At 71.7% G+C, this 18,018-nt stretch carries 19 protein-coding genes; 3 read left to right on the forward strand and 16 right to left on the reverse strand.

Annotation, left to right across the window (positions count from 1 at the left end; translation table 11 throughout):
- Positions 1–96: 96 nt before the first annotated feature.
- From ACIBEJ_RS49265 to ACIBEJ_RS49290, 6 genes are all read right to left on the reverse strand, one after another.
- Complete coding sequence (locus tag ACIBEJ_RS49265; RefSeq protein WP_397189962.1) at positions 97–624, reverse strand: carboxymuconolactone decarboxylase family protein; 528 nt, start codon at positions 622–624, stop codon at positions 97–99.
- A gap of 65 nt (positions 625–689) precedes the next feature.
- Positions 690–1,673 carry a LacI family DNA-binding transcriptional regulator gene (locus ACIBEJ_RS49270; RefSeq protein WP_397189963.1) on the reverse strand — a complete coding sequence of 328 codons (984 nt, stop codon included), beginning with the start codon at positions 1,671–1,673 and terminating at the stop codon, positions 690–692.
- A 10-nt stretch (positions 1,674–1,683) separates the two neighbouring features.
- On the reverse strand, positions 1,684–2,553 hold the full coding sequence (locus ACIBEJ_RS49275; RefSeq protein ID WP_397189964.1) for a GNAT family N-acetyltransferase: 870 nt from the start codon (positions 2,551–2,553) through the stop codon (positions 1,684–1,686).
- 9 nt (positions 2,554–2,562) lie between these two features.
- Positions 2,563–2,793 carry a DUF6343 family protein gene (locus tag ACIBEJ_RS49280; RefSeq protein WP_397189965.1) on the reverse strand — a complete coding sequence of 77 codons (231 nt, stop codon included), beginning with the start codon at positions 2,791–2,793 and terminating at the stop codon, positions 2,563–2,565.
- 13 nt (positions 2,794–2,806) lie between these two features.
- Positions 2,807–3,499 carry a maleylpyruvate isomerase family mycothiol-dependent enzyme gene (locus ACIBEJ_RS49285; protein ID WP_397189966.1) on the reverse strand — a complete coding sequence of 231 codons (693 nt, stop codon included), beginning with the start codon at positions 3,497–3,499 and terminating at the stop codon, positions 2,807–2,809.
- 93 nt (positions 3,500–3,592) lie between these two features.
- A complete protein-coding gene (locus tag ACIBEJ_RS49290; protein WP_397189967.1) occupies positions 3,593–4,312 on the reverse strand; it encodes a hypothetical protein in 720 nt (239 codons plus the stop codon).
- Between the two features lie 175 nt (positions 4,313–4,487).
- Here ACIBEJ_RS49290 and ACIBEJ_RS49295 point away from each other — a divergent pair, with 175 nt between their 5' ends.
- The gene (locus tag ACIBEJ_RS49295; protein ID WP_397189968.1) at positions 4,488–5,399 is read left to right on the forward strand and encodes a sugar kinase; all 912 of its coding nucleotides are present in this window, start codon (positions 4,488–4,490) and stop codon (positions 5,397–5,399) included.
- A gap of 3 nt (positions 5,400–5,402) precedes the next feature.
- On the opposite strand, the gene ACIBEJ_RS49300 is transcribed toward ACIBEJ_RS49295, so the two are convergent.
- Both ACIBEJ_RS49300 and ACIBEJ_RS49305 read right to left on the reverse strand, forming a co-directional pair.
- Positions 5,403–5,645, reverse strand: coding sequence for a type B 50S ribosomal protein L31 (locus ACIBEJ_RS49300; RefSeq protein ID WP_397190112.1), 243 nt, complete (start codon positions 5,643–5,645; stop codon positions 5,403–5,405).
- Between the two features lie 28 nt (positions 5,646–5,673).
- Positions 5,674–6,384 (reverse strand): SDR family NAD(P)-dependent oxidoreductase, encoded by a 711-nt coding sequence (locus ACIBEJ_RS49305; protein ID WP_397189969.1) that lies wholly within the window; start codon positions 6,382–6,384, stop codon positions 5,674–5,676.
- 76 nt (positions 6,385–6,460) lie between these two features.
- On the opposite strand from ACIBEJ_RS49305, the gene ACIBEJ_RS49310 reads away from it, so the two are divergent.
- Complete coding sequence (locus ACIBEJ_RS49310) at positions 6,461–7,627, forward strand: MFS transporter (protein ID WP_397189970.1); 1,167 nt, start codon at positions 6,461–6,463, stop codon at positions 7,625–7,627.
- 4 nt (positions 7,628–7,631) lie between these two features.
- Positions 7,632–9,437, forward strand: a complete 1,806-nt coding sequence (gene recQ, locus ACIBEJ_RS49315) for a DNA helicase RecQ (protein WP_397189971.1) — start codon at positions 7,632–7,634, stop codon at positions 9,435–9,437.
- 381 nt (positions 9,438–9,818) lie between these two features.
- Here recQ and ACIBEJ_RS49320 read toward each other — a convergent pair whose 3' ends face one another.
- From ACIBEJ_RS49320 to ACIBEJ_RS49355, 8 genes are all read right to left on the reverse strand, one after another.
- Positions 9,819–10,568, reverse strand: coding sequence for an SRPBCC domain-containing protein (locus tag ACIBEJ_RS49320; protein ID WP_397189972.1), 750 nt, complete (start codon positions 10,566–10,568; stop codon positions 9,819–9,821).
- Positions 10,561–11,145, reverse strand: a complete 585-nt coding sequence (locus ACIBEJ_RS49325; RefSeq protein ID WP_397189973.1) for an ArsR/SmtB family transcription factor — start codon at positions 11,143–11,145, stop codon at positions 10,561–10,563. The genes ACIBEJ_RS49320 and ACIBEJ_RS49325 overlap by 8 nt, the downstream gene beginning before the upstream one ends.
- Positions 11,146–11,177: 32 nt before the next feature.
- Entirely contained in the window at positions 11,178–11,720 is a 543-nt protein-coding gene (locus ACIBEJ_RS49330) for a TIGR03086 family metal-binding protein (RefSeq protein WP_397189974.1), read from the reverse strand.
- A gap of 147 nt (positions 11,721–11,867) precedes the next feature.
- Positions 11,868–12,305, reverse strand: a complete 438-nt coding sequence (locus tag ACIBEJ_RS49335) for an NUDIX domain-containing protein (RefSeq protein ID WP_397189975.1) — start codon at positions 12,303–12,305, stop codon at positions 11,868–11,870.
- Between the two features lie 9 nt (positions 12,306–12,314).
- A complete protein-coding gene (locus ACIBEJ_RS49340; RefSeq protein ID WP_397189976.1) occupies positions 12,315–13,121 on the reverse strand; it encodes a lysophospholipase in 807 nt (268 codons plus the stop codon).
- A gap of 51 nt (positions 13,122–13,172) precedes the next feature.
- Positions 13,173–14,408 (reverse strand): condensation domain-containing protein, encoded by a 1,236-nt coding sequence (locus ACIBEJ_RS49345; RefSeq protein ID WP_397189977.1) that lies wholly within the window; start codon positions 14,406–14,408, stop codon positions 13,173–13,175.
- A 28-nt stretch (positions 14,409–14,436) separates the two neighbouring features.
- On the reverse strand, positions 14,437–15,135 hold the full coding sequence (locus tag ACIBEJ_RS49350; protein ID WP_397189978.1) for a helix-turn-helix domain-containing protein: 699 nt from the start codon (positions 15,133–15,135) through the stop codon (positions 14,437–14,439).
- A 157-nt stretch (positions 15,136–15,292) separates the two neighbouring features.
- The gene (locus ACIBEJ_RS49355; protein WP_397189979.1) at positions 15,293–18,013 is read right to left on the reverse strand and encodes a glycoside hydrolase family 2 TIM barrel-domain containing protein; all 2,721 of its coding nucleotides are present in this window, start codon (positions 18,011–18,013) and stop codon (positions 15,293–15,295) included.
- Between the last annotated feature and the right edge of the window lie 5 nt (positions 18,014–18,018).

Consider the following 18,018-nt stretch of genomic DNA (forward strand, 5'->3'; position numbering starts at 1 on the left):
CACCTGCACAATCTCGCCGTGTCGACCTGATCCCGGCAACCACGAATCCAGCCCTGACCTGCCGACACACCGACTTCTGCAACACCCTTTAGGCGCTCACACGCGGAACACGCGCAGTTGCAGGGCGAGCGTGCGGTAGTAGCCGACCAGCGTGGTCAGCTCGAACACCAGCGGCTCGGGCAGCAGCGCGTACTCCTCCTCGTCCAGGTCGCCCCTGGTGACCAGGGCGCGGGCGACCCGGTGGACGGCGGCCTCCTCGGCGTCGTCGAGCGGCGGCTCCGTGCCCGCCCGCAGCGCGTCCAGTTGCTCCTCGGTGAAGCCGAGGTCGCGGGCCAGCCGCTCGTGCGCCTGGCGTTCGAAGGCGCTGTCGCAGTGGTTGGCGACGACCAGCGTGGCCAGTTCGCGGCAGCGGCCGGTGAGGCGGGAGCCGTAGCGGATGGCGGCGCCCAGTTCCTGCAGCGCGTCGCCGACCGGCGGGCTGAGCAGCATGGCGTTGAACGGGCCGATCAGGGCGCCGTCCGCGCCGGTCACGGAGGCGCCGCGGGGTCCTGAGGTGATCCGGTCGTAGAGGGCGCGGGCGTCCGGGGGCAGCGGGCCGGGGCGCGAAGGGGTGAGTCTGGTCACGCGTCCCGATGCTAGTGCCCGGCCGTTTCACGGAAAGAAGCCCGCAACAACTCGACGGATATCCGTCAGAGGCGGGCGGTCGAGGACCTCACCACCAGCTCGGGCTCGAAGAGCAGCTCGTCCGCGGCCACCCTCGCCTTGCCGATCTGCGCGACCAGCAGTTCGACCGCCGCCCTGCCCATCGCCTCGATCGGCTGGCGGATGGTGGTGAGGGGCGGATCGGTGCAGTTCATGAGCGGGGAGTCGTCGTAGCCGATGACCGAGACCTGCTCGGGCACCGACCGCCCCGCCCGTCTGGCCGCGCGCACCGCGCCCAGCGCCAGCAGGTCGCTGGCGCACACGATGCCGCTCACCCCGCGTCCGACCAGCCTGGCCGCGGCGGCGTGCCCGCCCTCCAGCGAGAACATCGTCTGCTCGACCAGCCCGGGATCGCCTCCGCCCAACAGGAACGCGGCCAGCTTGCGCCGCGAGGGCATGTGGTCGGCGGGCCCGAGCACCATGCCGACGCGCTCGTGCCCGAGGGCGCGCAGGTGGGCCAGCGACATCTCGGCGGCCACCATGTCGTCGCAGGAGACCTGCGGGAACCCGAGATGCTCGACGGCGGCGTTGACCAGCACGGTCGGCAGCCCGCGCTCCAGGATCAGCTCGTAGTGCCCGTGCGCGGCGTCGGCCTGCGCGTAGAGCCCTCCGGCGAAGACCACGCCGCTGACCTGCTGTTGCAGCAGCAGGTCGACGTACTCGGCCTCGGTCACGCCGCCGACCGTCCTGGTGCACAGCACCGGCGTGAACCCCTGCTGCGCCAGCGCCCCGCCGACGACCTCGGCGAAGGCGGGGAAGATCGGGTTCTGCAACTCGGGAAGGACCAGGCCGACGAGCCTGGCCCGGTCGCCGCGCAACTGGGTCGGCCGCTCGTAGCCGAGCACGTCCAGGGCGGTCAGCACCGCCTCCCGCGTGGCCTCCGACACCCCGGGCTTGCCGTTGAGCACGCGACTGACCGTCGCCTCGCTCACCCCGACCTTCCTGGCCACCTCTGCGAGTCGTCGCGTCATGCGCAAATATTTACATGGATTTGCGATCACTTACGTACGTACGGCTGCGCAGGCCGCCGCGATGACGGAAGCCGATCGACTCGTAGGTGGCACGGGCCGAGGGATAGGCGTCGTCGCCGCGCGCGTTGACCCGCGCGGACCGCGCGCCGAGCCCGCGCGCCGCCCGCAGCGCCGCCAGCGTGACGGCGCCGGCCAGCCCGCGCCTGCGGTGCGCGGGATCGGTGCCGACGGGTTCCAGCACCGCCTCCTCGCCCTCCAGCCACAGCAGGCAGAAGGCCGCCGGCTCACCGCCGTCGGTCTCCACCAGCCAGTCCAGCTCGCTCCGGTACGGCCACGCCCCCATGACCTGCAGATAACTTTGGGCGCTGACCCGGGACGGATGCTCGGGCGTGGAGAAGGCGGCACGATGCACCCGGGCACGCAGCGGCGCGTCCTCCGCCCCGCCCACCGGCCGCATCCGGTAGCCGTCCGGCAGGACAGGCTCGGGCAGATCCGCCAGCTCCCGGCGGAGCCTGACGAAGAACGGCGCCTGGACGTCCTCGCGGTAGCCGTACCGGGTGAGGGAGAGGCCGCCGTCGAGCACCGTGACCGTGCGCTCGCCGGGCGCCAGCGCGGCGAACCAGCCGAGGATCTCCCCGGCCAGCTCGCGGTGTTCCGGGTCGAGCTCCAGGTCGAGCGAGCCGGGCAACTGGGCCCACGCCCACGCGACCGTCCGCCCGTCGTGCTCCCACAGGGCGGTCGGCCACTCCGGCTCGCGCCCGACGTGCTCGAAGCGCGACCAGGCCAGCTCGCCCGGGTGCCAGAACCCGGCCCGCGCCGACAGGGCCTGCATCTCGCGCAGGTCGTCCGGCCCTCGATAGTCGTATCGCCTGTATCCCACCCCGGCACCCTAGCGGCGGCGGCGCAGCACAATCAGGTCGATTACGGCGACGAGGGCGACGAGCCCGGCGATCGCCGCCTCCCAGAACCAGACCTGCTCGCCCGTGCTCAACGCGCGCAGCAGGCAGAACACGGCCAGCGCCGCGCCCACGACCAGCGCGATCACCGACAGGATCCGGCGGGCGCGCACCGGGCTGCGCGCGCTCAGCGGCTCCGTGCCCTCGCGGTTGCGCAACCACATGATCGGACTCCTCTCAGGCCAGGCACCTCAGCGCCTCGGCGATCCGCGGGTCGGTCCGCTCGTCGGGACGTCCCACTGTCGCGTTCACGAACTCCGGGTAGCTCAGGGTGGCCTCGTGGCCGTCGGCGTTCACCCAGATGTGCTCTGCCGTCTGCTCGACCTGGATCTTCGTGTCGTGCTCGCCCAGGGCGAAGCGGCCCACCGCGACCCGCCAGAGCGTCCTGCCCTCCGCCTCGTCCTCGGCGACGGGGGCGCCGACGTCGTCGGCGTGGGTGGCGTACTCGGAGTCGTAGTGGAAGGTCTGGTCGCCGACGGGGTAGGGGCCGGCGAGGGTGTCGAGCGTCGCGTCCCTGCCGAGGGCGCGCATGCGGGAGCGGGTCTCGGCGTTCTTGTCCCGCCATTCGGCCAGGACCTCGGACAGGGGCACGGTACGGCGGCGCCGTACACACCACTCGTTGAAGTCGTTGAAGCCGGTGACGCCCTCGCCCGCCAGGCGGGCCATGAGCTGCTGCACGGTGCCGTCGAGGGCGGCGTGGTTGTAGAGCTCCTCGCCGGCCAGGTGCCCGAGCACGTCGCGGACCGACCATCCGGCGCAGCGCGAGGGCCGGTTCCACCCGTCGGCGTCGAGGCCGGAGAAGTACGCGTCCAGACGCGCCGCCTCGGCGTCGAAGATGTCGAAGGCGTCGAGGTCTTTCAGCAGGTCCATACCCCCTTAGCTACCTCGCTGAGCCGGTTGTGAACATGCGAGAGCCCGGCCCCCTGCGGGACCGGGCTCTCAGATGGTGCTAGACCGTGCTCGTTACCAGCGCACGACGCGCACGTAGTCGCGACGGCTCTCGGAGCCCTTCAGGTCGTCATCGCCCTTGAAGACGGCCTTGTAGGTGCCGGACTTCCAGGCGCGCGCCTTGGCGTAGAACTTGCCGCCCCAGGAGGTGCGGTCGGAGGCGACCCACTTCCAGGTGCTGTAGCCGTTGGCGCGGTAGTAGATGTGGACCTTCTCGCCGCGGGCGCCTTCCCAACCGCCGTCGTTGACCTGCAGACGACCGCTGAAGTGGACGTACTTGCCCTTGCGGACCTTGTAGGGGTCGGCGTTGAACCGGGTGATCCGGGTGTCGGCCTTGCCCTCGTCGATGTCGACGGAGAAGAAGGCCTTGTCCTCGGCGACCTTCTTACCGTCCTTGTTGAACCCCTCGGCGATGGCGCTCCACTTGCCCTCAGGGTCGTTGCTGTTGAAGCTGACGGCGAAGCGCCAGCTCTCGCGGGTGACGGTCTTCTCGCTGAGGGTGCGGAAGCTCTCACCCTCGGGCTGGACCTTCACCACGACCTTGTCGACGTCGGAGGTGGCGTCGACCCTGATGAACGCGTCCCGCTCGCCGCCCTTGGGGACGACGACCGGGTTCGGCGAGATGCTCTGGATGTCTACGTCGGACGTCTTCTGCTGGGCGGAGGCGGCGCCACCGCTCAGCAGCATCGCTCCGCCGACCATGGCGGAGATGACGCCTACTGCGATCTTCTTCATGAGGGTGCTAATCCTCTCCCCGTGCTCTGGAGCCGGCTCGGGATAGCCAGCTCCTCTACTACTTTGAGGCACCAGAAGAGGAAAAGGTTGTCTAAAGTTACGAGAAATATTTGATCACGCTCTCGACCAGGGGTAGAGCGCGGAAATCCGTTATGTACGGCTACAGTCAGGCCCCATGACCGATGTCTACACCCTGGGCGCCGTCATGGGTGTCGTCTCCAGCGGCCGGGTCCGCCACGACACCGAGGCCAGGCTGGATCTGTGCGGGCCGGAGTTCTCCCTGGCCATCGGCCTGTCCCGGCTCGGGCACCGGGTGGCCTTCCTCGGCAAGGTGGGCGCCGACGAGCTCGGCGCGCGGGCTCTTTCCGTCCTGCGCGGCGAGGGCGTGGACATCGCCGACACCCGCGTGGCCGACGGCGCCACCACCGGGCTGCTGCTGAAGGAGTCGCGGGTCGGCTATCCGGGCCTGACCTCCTACTACCACGGCGGTTCCGCGGGCACGCGGCTGTCGCCGGGCAACGTCCCGATCGACAGGATCGGGGCCGCGCGGCTGCTCCACATCACCGGGACGACCGCGGCGCTCGGCCGCGACTGCCTGGAGGCGGTGCGCATCGCGGTCAACGCCGCGCGCAACGCCGACGCGCTGATCTCCTTCGCCGTCACCTACCGGCCCTCGCTGTGGCCGTCGGTGCGCGAGGCGGAGGAGGTGCTGGGCGAACTGGCCCGCGCCGCCCATCTGCTGTTCGTGGACCAGGACGAGCTCGACCTGGTCAAGCCCGCGCTGACGCCGGAGCGCGAGGTGGTGGTCAGCAGGGGCGCGAAGGGATTCAGCGTGCGCGCCGACCGGATGCGCTACGACGTGCCGCGCACGCAGGTGCCCGTGGTGGACGTGGCGGGCGCGGAGGAGGCGTTCGCGGCGGGCTACATCTCCGCCGCCCTAGACGGTCTCACCCCTCCTGAACGGCTGGCGCGCGGCAGCATGCTGAGCGCCGCGGCCACGACGGGGGCCAGCGAGTGGCAGACGCTGCCCGCCCGCGCCGACCTGTCGCGGTTCGGCGCGGGCACGGCCCAGCCGGGCACGGGATGACCCTTACTTGCCGTAGCGCTGCCTGAAGCGCTCGACCCGGCCGGCGGTGTCCAGGACCCGGCCGCGTCCGGTGTAGAAGGGGTGGCTGGCGGAGGAGACGTCCACGTCCACCACCGGGTAGACGCGGCCGTCGGTCCACTCGATCGTCTGGGAGCCGGTCCTGGTCGATCGGGTGAGGAAGGTGTAGTCCGCACTCTTGTCGCGGAAGACGACCGGGCGGTACTCGGGGTGCAGGTTCTTCTTCATGGCCCCGTCAACCATGTGGCAATGGTTTTCATTCCCGCGCTTCGGGGTCGAATCCGAGGACCGTTCTGCCGCCGTCCACCGGGACCGTGGCGCCGTTGACGAACGACGACTCCTCCGACAGCAGGAACGCCACGACGGCGGCGATCTCATCCGCCCTGGCCACGCGGCCCAGGGGGTGGAGGCGGGCCATCTCGCGCTCCACCTCCGGGGTGACCATCTGGTCGTAGCGGCCGGTGGCGACCGAGCCGGGGGCCACGGCGTTGACCCGGATGCCGTGCCTGCCGTACTCGACGGCCAGGGATCTGGTCAGGCCCTCGACGGCGGCCTTGGCGGTGGCGTAGGGGAGGGCGCCGGGGACGGCTCTGGTGGCCTGGTGGGAGGTGAGGTTGACGATGGCGCCCGCCGTACCGGATCGGAGGAAGGTCTGGACGGCCACGGCGCAGCCGACGACGGCGAGGTCGAGGTTGGCGGCGATCAGGCGGCGCACCTTCTCGACGGGCGCGTCGTGGAGGGAGGCGTCGCCGAAGACGGCGGCGTTGTTGACCCAGCCGGTCAGCGGGGCCGCCCGGCGGGCCGCCTCGCGCGCCGCGCCCTCGTCGGCGGCGTCGCCGATGACCGGGATCACGCGGTCGTCGTGCTGGTCGGGCGGCTCGCGGTCGAGGACGACGACGGTGCCGGGCAGGCGTTCGACGATGGCGCGGCCGATCCCCTTGCTGCCTCCTGTTACGACATAGCCCATAGGTGATGCATATCACCACATAGCGTGATTATGCGGGGGAACGGTTTCTGGTGTGATCATTCCCCACGGGAGGCGGATGGTCGCCGCTCTGGCGGTCACGCAGACTGCGGGCTTCGGCGTGCTTTACTACGCTTTTTCGGTTTTTATCATGCCGATGTCGCGGGAGCTTCGGGTGGGCGTGCCACAGCTCACCGGGGCGCTCACCGTCTCCGTGCTGCTGTCCGGGCTGGTTGCGCCGCTGGTCGGCGGCTGGCTCGACCGGCGCGGCGGGCGCGGGCTGATGACGCTCGGCTCCGCGCTGGGGGCGGGCGCGCTCCTCGCCTGGTCGCAGGTGCAAAACCTCCTGCAGCTCTATCTCGTCTGCTCGGTGCTCGGGGTCGCGTCGGCGATGGTGCTGTACGAGGCCGCCTTCGCGGTGATCGTCGCCTGGTTCGACGCGGCGCGGCGGCCGCGGGCGCTGCTCGCCGTCACGATCGTCGCGGGGTTCGCGTCCAGCATCTTCCTGCCGGTCACGGGCTTCCTCGTCGAGCGGTACGGCTGGCGCCCCGCCCTTGTCGTGCTGGCCATCGGGTACGGGCTGCTGGCCGTACCTCTGCATTGGGCGACCGTGCGCAGGCGCGCGGCTTCGCAGCGCCCGCCGTCCTCGCGCGCGGCGGTGGGCGCGGCCGTGCGCGAACGGCCGTTCTGGCTGCTCGCGGTCGCCTTCCTGGCCCAGACCGGCGCGGTGGCGGTCATGGGCGTCCTGCTGGTCACGTACCTGATCACGCTCGGGCACTCCCCCGTCTTCGCCGCCGCCGTCGCGGGCCTGCTCGGGGTGCTCTCGGTGACCGGCCGGGTGATCACGACCGGCCTGCAGGGCCGCTTCCGCGTCGCGCCCGTGGCCGCCGCCGTCTTCGCGCTGCAAGGGGGCGCGGCACTGCTGCTGCCGGTCATCGGCCGCGGCGCGGCCGGGGCGATCGTCGCGGTGGTCCTGTTCGGGCTGGGCTTCGGCGTCGCGACCATCGCCCGCCCCGCACTCCTCGCCGAGCGGTACGGCACCGCCGCCTACGCCTCCATCAGCGGCGCACTGGCACTGCCGATCACCGTCTCCAAGGCCGTCGCACCCCCGCTGGCGGCGCTGATGGGCTTCCCCCTGGCCATGCTCGCGGTGGCGGCCTGCTGTCTGGCCGGGACTGTCGGCCTGATCGCCTACGATCGCCGTGAGCGAACGCCCTGCCCCATTCCCCCTCGCCACGTAAGGTAGCCGCATGGATACGCCCCAGGAGGTCCTGCACCGCGTCTTCGGTTACGACTCCTTCCGGCCCGGCCAGCAGGAGATCATCGAGCACGTGGTCGCCGGTGGGGACGCGCTCGTCCTGATGCCGACCGGCGGCGGCAAGTCGCTGTGCTACCAGATCCCCGCGCTGGTCCGTCCGGGCGTGGGCGTGGTGATCTCGCCGCTGATCGCGCTGATGCAGGACCAGGTCGACGCGCTGACCGCGCTGGGCGTGCGGGCCGGGTTCCTCAACTCCACCCAGGACTTCGACGAGCGCCAGCGGGTGGAGTCCGCCTTCGTGGCGGGCGAGCTGGACCTGCTGTATCTGGCCCCCGAACGCCTGCGCGTCGACTCGACGGTGCGGCTGCTGGAGAAGGGCGAGGTCGCGCTGTTCGCGATCGACGAGGCCCACTGCGTCTCCCAGTGGGGCCACGACTTCCGCCCCGACTACCTCATGCTGTCGGGCCTCCACGAGCGCTGGCCCGACATCCCGCGCATCGCCCTGACCGCGACCGCCACTCCGGAGACCCACGCCGAGATCTCCGCCCGCCTCGGCCTGGAGCAGGCCAGGCACTTCGTGGCCAGCTTCGACCGCCCCAACATCCAGTACCGCATCACCGCCAAGAGCGAGCCGAAGCGCCAGTTGCTCGACTTCATCCGCACCGAGCACCCCGACGACGCCGGGATCGTCTACTGCCTGTCCAGGTCCTCGGCGGAGAAGATCGCCGAATTCCTCTCCGACCACGGCATCGCCGCCATCCCCTACCACGCGGGCCTCGACACCCGCACCCGCGCCCTCCACCAGTCGCGCTTCCTGCGCGAGGAGGGCCTGACCGTGGTGGCCACGATCGCGTTCGGCATGGGCATCGACAAGCCGGACGTCCGCTTCGTCGCCCACCTGGACCTGCCGAAGTCCCTGGAGGGCTACTACCAGGAGACCGGCCGCGCCGGCCGAGACGGCCTGCCCGCCACGGCGTGGATGGCCTACGGCCTGCAGGACGTCGTCCAGCACCGCCGCCTGGCCCTGGAGGGCGACGAGGCCCACCACCGCCGCCAGGCGCTCCACCTGGACGCCATGCTCGCCCTGTGCGAGACCGTGACCTGCCGCCGCGTCATGCTCCTCGACTACTTCGGCGAGAAGGGCACCGCCCCCTGCGGCAACTGCGACACCTGCCAGGCCCCGCCGGAGACCTGGGACGCCACCGTGCCCGCCCAGAAGGTCCTGTCCACGGTGCTGCGGCTGGCCAGGGAACGCGGGCAGAAGTTCGGCGTGGGGCAGGCGGTGGACATCCTGCTGGGCAAGAAGACGGCGAAGGTCGAGCAGTTCGGCCACGACTCGCTGACCGTCTTCGGCATCGGGACCGACCTGACCGGTCCCGAATGGCACGGAGTCGTCCGCCAGCTCCTCGCCCAGGGCATCCTGGCCGTCGAACCCGCCTACGGGGCGCTGGTGCTGACCGACGACAGCGCCGCCGTACTGCGGGGGCAGCGGAAGGTCAGCCTCCGCCGCGACCTGAAGCCCCGCACCCCGTCGCGCTCGGGCGGCTCCTCCAAGTCGCGCGAGGTGACGGAACTCTCACCGGAGGCGGCTCCCCGCTTCGAGCGGCTACGCGCGTGGCGGGCGGCGACGGCCAAGGAGACGGGCGTTCCGGCCTACGTCATCTTCCACGACGCCACCCTCCGCGAAATCGCCACCCGCAACCCCGAGACGCTGCCGGAACTGGGCACGGTAAGCGGAGTAGGCGAAAACAAACTCGCCAAGTTCGGCCCCCAGGTCCTAGAAACCCTCCACCCCTAACCCCCGCCACCACAGGCCCGGCCCGGCACCACCTGCGCCGCCCCTGGGCCCCGGCCCGGCACCGCGCCACCGCTGGCCACGCACTGCGCCTTGCGGTGTTGCCCGCCCCGGGTTCGCGTGGGGCCATAGGCGGGGCCGGGGCTTCGGTTGGGGGGTCCGTCCTCCCACGTGCCCGCCACCGGGTGCTCCCCACCACCAACCCCCCGTCGCAGGGGTGCGGGAGCACAGGGTGGGGCCATGGGCGGGGCCGGGGCTCGGGTTGGGCGGCCCACTCCTGCCCACGCCACCGCTGGCCAGGGTCTCTGCGCCGCCCGCCCCGCCGGCCCGGGTCCCGGACCGCGCGGGCGGGTTGGGGTTGGGGTTGGGTGTGGTTGGGGTGGGTTAGTTGAAGGCCTTGGCCAGGAAGGACTTCCAGGTGTGTTCGGTTTTCTTGGTGTCGTCGGTGGCGAACAGGTGGGCGGCCATGTCCACGCCGCCGCCCATGCCCTCGCCCAGCCCGTGGAAGCGGTAGAACGCGTCGGGGGTGCGTACGCCGAACATGAAGCCCTTCGGTCCGGCCAGAACCATGTAGTCCACCACGCCTTCGGAGCCGTCGGGCGTCAGGGTTACGTGGTCGCCCACTGAGGGGGTGGCGGGCAGGCCCAGGGCGGCGCTGAAGCGTTCCCAGAGGTTCTCCTGGCCCTTGGGGCCCTCGGCCAGCGCGTAGGCGGCGGTGCGGCCGGGGAAGTGGAGGAAGTACTGGGTGAGGGTGTAGAAGTACTGGTCCCAGCCGGTGTTGAGGCTGGAGACGTACTCCTCGCCCCAGCCGTCGCCGGTGTGGCCGGTGTGGATGAAGCGCAGCACGGTGGTGTCGCCGTCGCGGCCCTCCACCAGGTACTCGAACGCCTGGAAGGTGCCGTCCTCGCCCTCCTTGCTCTTGACGGTCAGGCGGTGGGGCGGGTCCCAGCCGGTGATCGTGGACTCGTCGGTGACGCCGGGCAGGTCGAGGCGCATGACGCCGCCCACGCCGGGTTCGACGGCGAAGGGGAACATCCACGAGCTCAGCCCGGGTCCGGTGGCGATGGCGTCCCAGACCTGCGCGGGCGTGGCCCGCAGCTCGGTCTCCTTCTCGAGGTGGAAGTCCTTACCCATGCTCTTGCTCCTTGACGACGGGGTGGACGGCGATCAGCAGCCGGTGGTCGCGTCCGTCTTCTGAGTGGTATTTGCTGACGAGTCCGGCGACCGCGGCCGCCAGTTCCTCGGCGAAGGCCGCGCGCTCGGCGGCGGAGGCGAAGCGGATCTCGCCGTCGACCGCGAAGGTCGCGAGCCGCTTCTTGGCCTTGGCCGCGCCGGTGATCAGCTCGCCGAGTTCGCGGACGAGCCGGGCGCCGAGGGCGAGCAGCCATCGGGCCGAGAGCTGGTCGGGCGCGCGGGCGGGATCGGGCTGTACGGCGCCGAGCGCGCTGGGCGAGATCACGTACGACGCTGCGGAGGCCCGCATGACGCGTTCGGTGAAGTTGCCCTTCTTGCGCTCCTCGACGAGTTCGACGAGACCGTGCTTCTCCAGCGTTTTGAGGTGGTAGTTGACTTTCTGCCGGGCGAGGCCGACCTTGGCGGCCAAAGTGGTGGCCGATCCGGGTTCGGCGAGCGCGGCCAGCAGCCGGGTGCGCATCGGGTCGAGCGACGCCTCGGCCGCGGCCGGATCTTCGATCACCGCGATGTCGTGCATGCGTCCAAGGCTGCTCTTGAAAAATTAATCTGTCAAGCCGACCGGCCGAGGAAGGCCAGCAATCGATCGGAAGAACGCGCAGGTGAGGCGGGCCGTACCGGAGGATGGAAGCGGTGCGGACGGTCGTCGTCGTCCACGAACGCCAGCGCCAGATCGAGCAGTCCTGCGGCCAGCGGCTCCGGCACCGGACGGGACTGACCGCAGGCGGCGGCGACGTCCCAGCCGTGGACGGCCACCTCGATCGCGCCGACCCCCGCCACCACCTCGCGCGCCAGCCACGCGTCCCCGACCGCGACCTGCGGGCAGCGCGCCGTCTCCCGCCACGCGGCCAGCAGACGGCACGCCCTGCGGCGCAGCGTCCTGACGGGGTCGTCCTCGCAGCCGGTGGGCCGGAGCGCGACGTGGCCGAGGTCGCCCGCCTCCGCGAGCGCGAGCAGGGAGTCGTTCATGTGGTCGATCAGCGCGCGCAGATCCCAGCGCGCGCAGGGCGTCGGGTTGCCCAGCAGCTCAGGCCGGACCAGGACCAGGCTGCCGAGACTGTAGCTGACGGCTCGTTCGAGCAGGGCGACGCTCACACAGGGATAGACCCGGCGCCACCGCGGAAATCATCGCCCCGGCCACCCGTCCGGGGGCCTCCAGACGGACGGATGGTGACCCCGGCCAGCCCGTGGAGCACCGCGTTCACGCCGGCCATACGGACAGCCGGTGGAGTGGCCTCACGTTCATCCAGGCCAGCCGAACACCGCGAACGGCTCCGCCCGGCCGATCGCGGCCAGTGCGGCGGCCGGGTAGTCCACGGTGTCGGCGGGCAGGGCGGACAGGGGGTGCCAGGTGATCTCCGAGCACTTGTGCGGCTCGGCGTTGTACGGCTCGCCCGCCCACTCCTCCGCCGCGAAGAACAGCCCGACCCGGTCGGGAGAGCGGTGCATCACGTGGACGAACCGCAGGTCGGCGGCGTCGAGAGTGACGCCGACCTCCTCCCTGGCCTCCCGGATCGTGCCCTGCACGACGCTCTCGCCGGGTTCGAGGTGCCCGCTGGGCAGGTGCCACTGCCCGTCGCGGTAGCCGGTGCCGGCCCGCCGGATCAGCAGCACCTCCTCCGGCGGACGCAGGAGCAGGACGTGCACGTCCACGATGGCTCGGAATCGATCGGCGACCACCCCACGAGGTTAGGGGAGGATCCGGTCGACGAAGGCGGTGACCTCTCCGAGGACCTCGTCCTTGTTGGTCTCGTTGAACACCTCGTGCCGGGCGCCGGGGAAGACGCGCTCGGTGAGGTCGGCGCCCTTGATCGCCTCGACGCCGCCGCGGCTGCCGCTGAGCGGGACGAGCTGGTCGTCCTCGCCGTGGATCCAGAGCGTGGGCAGGTCGCCGAGCGAGCCGCCGGCGGCGATCTGGCCCAGGGTCCTGGCGAACGCCTCCAGGGTGGGGCGTTTGAAGGGCCCGTGCCAGACGAGCGGGTCCTCCGCGTACGCGGCGCCGACCGCCGGGTCGCGGGAGAGGGTGGCGGGGTCGATCGGGATGTCGGGCAGCTCGTCCATGGCCAGCAGGACGCCGATGACGTCCCAGGAGCCGATCACGGGGCCGGACAGCACGAGTCCGGCCAGGTCGGCGCCGTAGCGCTGGGCGTAGCGGGCGGCGATCATCCCGCCCATGGAGTGGCCGACGACCACGACGGGCACCCACGGGTGGTCGGCCCGCGCCCGTTCCTCGACCTGGTGGACGTCGGTGACGACCTCCTCGAAGTCGTCGATCAGCACGCGTTCGCCGGACGAGCGGCCGTGTCCCATGTGGTCGACGGCGTAGCAGGCGGCGCCGTGCCGGACGAGGTGGTCGGCCACGTGGTCGTAGCGGCCGGCGTGCTCGCCGTACCCGTGGATGAGGAGGGCGAGGTAGCGCGGCGAGGGGTGGGGCCAGTGGCGGGCGGTGAGCGGGCCGCGCGTGCCGGTGAAGGTGATCTCCTGTGGTTCTGGCATCAGCCCTCCGCCGTCTCGGGAAATGCGGTGATCGTATTCCTTCTGGGAGGCTCAGACCAGCGATTCCTCCACGAGGAGCCGTTCCAGGTCCAGCAGGTACGCCTCGATGGCCAGCGGCGACAGCAGCCCGGTGTCGGCGTGGAGCGAGACCTCCATGCGGTCCGGCTCACCGGCGACCCGCAGCCGGAAGGCGCAGATGTTGCGGTCCATGGCGTCGGTCCAGGCCAGGTCGGTCTTGTCCATGGCCTGCCGGATCTGCCGCGCGTCGAGCTCGGGAGCCTGGTCGCGCCGGGCCCGCCGCTGGTCGTCGAAGCGCCCGAACGTCCTGACGCCCGGCCCGAATCCGGCCAGCGCGTCGTCCAGGGCGCAGGGGTCGTACTCGGCCCGCCGGTGGGCCCGCGCGGCCGCCTGTGACCCGCGTGCCAGCAGTTCGCCGAAGTCCGGCGTGCCGAGGTCCAGGACGACCAGTCCTTCCTGGGCGATCGGGGAGACCAGCTCCCGCCGTCCGGCGCGGTTGCCGACGGTGACCCGCATGCCGCACGTGCGCTGACCGGTCAGCCGCCCCACCAGGCTCACGGCGCAGGTCAGCAGCGCGGTGGAGGAGGCGACCCGCCGCCGGGCCGCCACCGTGCGCGCCGCGGCGGCGAGGGCGGGCGAGGACATGGTCGCCTCCATGTGGCGGGGGCGCATGGGCTCGGCGGTGAGCTGGAAGGGATCGATGCGGGCGTACTCCTCAAGCCACCACCCGACCACCTCGTCGGAGTGCCCGCGCCCGTCGGCCGACGCCTGCCACGCGGCCAGGTCGCGCGGCCGGTCGGCCTGGTGCGGCGGCAGGTCCCCGCGGGCCAGCAGCGCGCGCAGGTCGCGCACCACGAGGTCGGCGGCGGGCTCGTCCACGGCCAGGCGGCAGAACGCCAGCACGACCTGGCGCACCAACCCGTCGGCGACCAGGAACGCCACGCGCAGCGGCCACTCGTTCCAGTAGTCGAACGGCGTCGCCAGCAGCCGCTCGGACACCCGGTGCGGCCGCTCACCCTCCACGATCTCGACCTGCGGCCCGGCGGACTCCGCGAGCGCCTGGACGGGCGCCGAGCGGGCGCCGGTGAGGCGGGTGCGCAGGGCCTCGTGCCGGGTGGTCAGCCGGTCGAGGGCGCGGTGCGCCCGCTCCAGCGGGACCGGGGAGACGGGAAAGAGGCGGGCGAGGTTCAGGTACTGCTCCTGGGGCTCGGCCGCCACGATCGCGCGCCAGACGTCCCGCTGTCCCCAGGTGAGCGGCGCCTCGATCATGAACCAGCTCGCCCTCCAGAATCGCTACCTAAGCATCATCTTCCACGTCGATCTCGACATAATCGAAATCGTCGCCGACGGCTCGGCGGAGCTGGCGGTGGACCTTGTTCTGGTCGTCCTGGGGGCTCGGGACGTAGAAGGGGCGTCCGTCACGGCCGAACGTGATCGCCGACGGTCCTTCCATGTCGCCCAGGTGGCCCTTGACCTGCTCGAAGTCCTCGAACGAGGAGAAGCCCAGACCGCTGGCGTACTCCTCGGAGCCGTAGACGATCTGCCTGGCCAGCTCGATCGGGGCTTCCTGGTAGCCGGAGTAGTCGCTGAAGAAGAAGTCGCGGAACTGGCGCATGCCGCGCTCGTCCATGACCTCGGGGCCGTGGGTGACCTTGACCCCCAGGCAGTACACGTCGGCCAGATAGCCGCAGACCGACACCCGGTTGTAGCCGTGGCGCCGCGCGACCAGGACGCTGACCAGGCCGCCGGTGCCGGGCTCGCCCGCGGCGGCGTCGGTCCAGCCGCGTTCGGGGTCGATGGACAGGCCGGTGCTCCAGCCCGCGCTCACCCAGCAGCCGACCAGCTCGGGCGTGGCGCCGCTGTCGGCGGTCTCGGCGGCGATCTGCCGCACGAGGGGGGCCACGATGGACGGCTTGACGCCGAGCGCCCGCGCGATCTCCTTCGGCGACTGCCCGGTCGCCCGCAGCGCCCGTACCTGCTCCCTCAGTTCGCTCACGACCGTCACACTATCCTTCTCTTTAAGCTCCTTTATCCCTTACGGCCCAGCCGCCCCCCACGCCACCCGCCGCAACGGGCAGCCCCCCGTCCAGGAAACGGTCGTCCAGCTCACACCGTCCCGCCGTGACGACCGCCCCCTTGGCCGGGTCCCGGGGTCATGCAGGCCCGAAGTGCAGGGTGAGCGTCGATTCCCGGGCTCGGAGCTCGTACTTCGGCAGGACACCCGGACCGCAGGACGCCGAGCCGATCCCGTGGTGAGCCAGGTCCAGGTTCAGATGGACCCGGTCGGACGGCACCAGGTCCGGCCGGTGGCGGGCGGCCTCCAGGGCGGCCGTGGTCCAGCGCCGTGCCGTCAGGCCGAAGTGACCCGTGACCCGGATCCCGGAACCCGAGGCGTCCGTCAGGCTCGCCCGGCGCACGTCCGCCCGGTGCCCGTTCTCCTGCGGGTACACGTACGGCGTCTGGAGGTCGTCCACCGTCGCCGACCAGTGGCCGGCCCGCGCGGCCAGGCCCGTGTCCGGATACGCCTCACCCGGGCCTCGGCCGTACCAGCTCACCTGGTCGTAGGCGCCGGGCAGGGACATTACGACACCCAGGCGCGGGATCGGGTGCTTCCACTCCCCCTCGGGCACCACGTGGACCTCCAGGAGCAGGCCGTCGTCGGTGCCCGTCCACGTGTAGGTCGTGCGCAGGCCCAGGTCGGAGGCTGCGGGGGCCACCCTGGTGGTGACCGTCAGGCGGTCGGCGTCCCTTTCGACGCCGTCCACCCGGTGGGTCAGGCGGTGCAGGCCCATCGTGCGCCAGTGCCAGTCGAGGCCGCCGAAGCGCTCGTTGTCGATCGGCGCGCGCCACAGCTCCAGCCTCGGGCCCTCGACGTCGATGCCGAACAGGCGGACCAGACGCCCGGTCCCCGGTGCGAAGTCGGCGCCGGTCAGCGGGCCGCGGGTCCTGCGCGGCGGGGCGGGCGGGGTCAGGCGGAGCTGGGCCCAGGCGATCTCGTGTCCCGCGGGCGCCCAGGGCTCGTCCGTGGCCAGGACGGCCCTGACCGTCAGCCACTCCTCCTCGCCCGGGAAGGCGGGCAGCTTGACCACGCCGCCCTCCGCGGGGACCTCCAGGACCGACGCCTCGTCCCCTACGACCGCTTCGAAGCGCAGGTGGGTGAGGTCGCGGTAGCCGTACCGGTTCTCGATGGAGACCTCGCCCGCGGACGGGAAGGTGATGCGGACCGGGGCGAAGACCACCTTCAGGTCCAGCAGGCCGGGCGAGGGCGTGCGGTCGGGGAAGACCAGGCCGTCGATGACGAAGTTGGAGTCGTGGACCGGCTCGCCGTAGTCGCCTCCGTAGGCGTGGCCGAGGCGCTCGTGGCGCAGGCCGTGGTCGATCCACTCCCAGATGAAGCCGCCGGCCAGGCGGGGGTGGGCGTCGTAGAGGTCCTGGTAGTCGCGCAGGCCGCCGGGGCCGTTGCCCATGGCGTGGGCGTACTCGCAGTGCACGAACGGCATCCGCCTGCGCCTGGCGTCGAGGTCCCGGTCGTCGAGGGGGGCTTCCTCGCCCTTGCCGATGGCCTCGACCTCGGCGACCGAGGCGTACATGAGGCTGTAGACGTCGGTGTCGGCGCACGTCGCGTCGCCCTCGTAGTGCAGCGGGCGGGATGGGTCGCGCTCGCGCGCCCACGCGGCCATGAGGCCGAGGTTGCGGCCGGTGCCCGACTCGTTGCCGAGCGACCACATGATCACCGACGGGTGGTTCTTGTCGCGCTCGACCATGCGCCGCATGCGCTCGACGTAGGCGTCGGCCCAGGCGGGGTCGTCGCTGGGGTTGCGCCGCCAGCCGACCTGGCCGAAGCCGTGGGTCTCCAGGTCGCACTCGTCGACGACCCACAGGCCGTACTCATCGCAGAGGTCGAGGAAGGCGGGGTGGGGCGGGTAGTGACTGGTCCTGACCGCGTTGACGTTGTGCCGCTTCATGAGCAGCACGTCCTCCCGCATGGTCTCGTACGGCACCGCCCGCCCGTGGTCGGGATGGAACTCGTGCCTGTTGACCCCGCGCAGCTTCAGCGGCACCCCGTTGACCAGGAGCACGCCGTCCTCGATGGACACGCTCCTGAACCCGATCCGCAGCCGCACGGTCTCGGCCGGGCTCACGTGGACCGCGTCGTACAGGACGGGGTTCTCGGCGCTCCACGGCGTGACCTCCAGCCGCGCCTCCACGCCGGGCGCGAGGTCGGCGAGCCCGAGCGCCGGGACGCTGAGCAGCCCGTCGCCCTCGAAGGACAGGCGGCCGTCGTGCGTGGCGCGAACGAACAGGTCGGCGGTGGAGCGGGTCAGCGTCACGTCGCGGAAGATTCCGGGCAGCCACCACATGTCCTGGTCTTCCAGGTAGCTGCCCGCCGACCACTGGTGGACGCGGACGGCCAGCACGTTGCGTCCCGGCACCAGCCAGGGCCCCGCCGTGAACTCGGCGGCCAGCCTGCTGCCGGTGGTGAACCCGAGCTCGTGCCCGTTCAGCCACACCCTGGCGTGGGAGTCGACGCCGTCGAAGCGCAGCACCGCGTCGTCCCAGCCGTCCGGGACCTCGAAGACGCGCCGGTAGTCGCCGGTCGGGTTGTCGTCCGGGACGTTCGGCGGGTCGATCGGGAAGGGGTAGGAGACGTTGGTGTAGGCGGGCGCGCCGTACCCGTGCAGCGGCCAGTGCGCGGGCACGGGCAGCCGGTCCCACGCGGCGTCGTCGTAGCCGGGATCGACGAAGTCCAGGGGGGCGTGGACGTCCGGGCTGAGGCGGAAGCTCCACGGGCCATTGAGGTCGATGGCAGGGGCGTCGCTGGCGAGGGCCGCGCGGGGAGCGCGCAGCCCTGCGCTAGGTGCATGATCGAACACCTGGA

It is taken from the genome of Nonomuraea sp. NPDC050790, assembly GCF_044456745.1.
Classification (GTDB): Bacteria; Actinomycetota; Actinomycetes; order Streptosporangiales; family Streptosporangiaceae; genus Nonomuraea.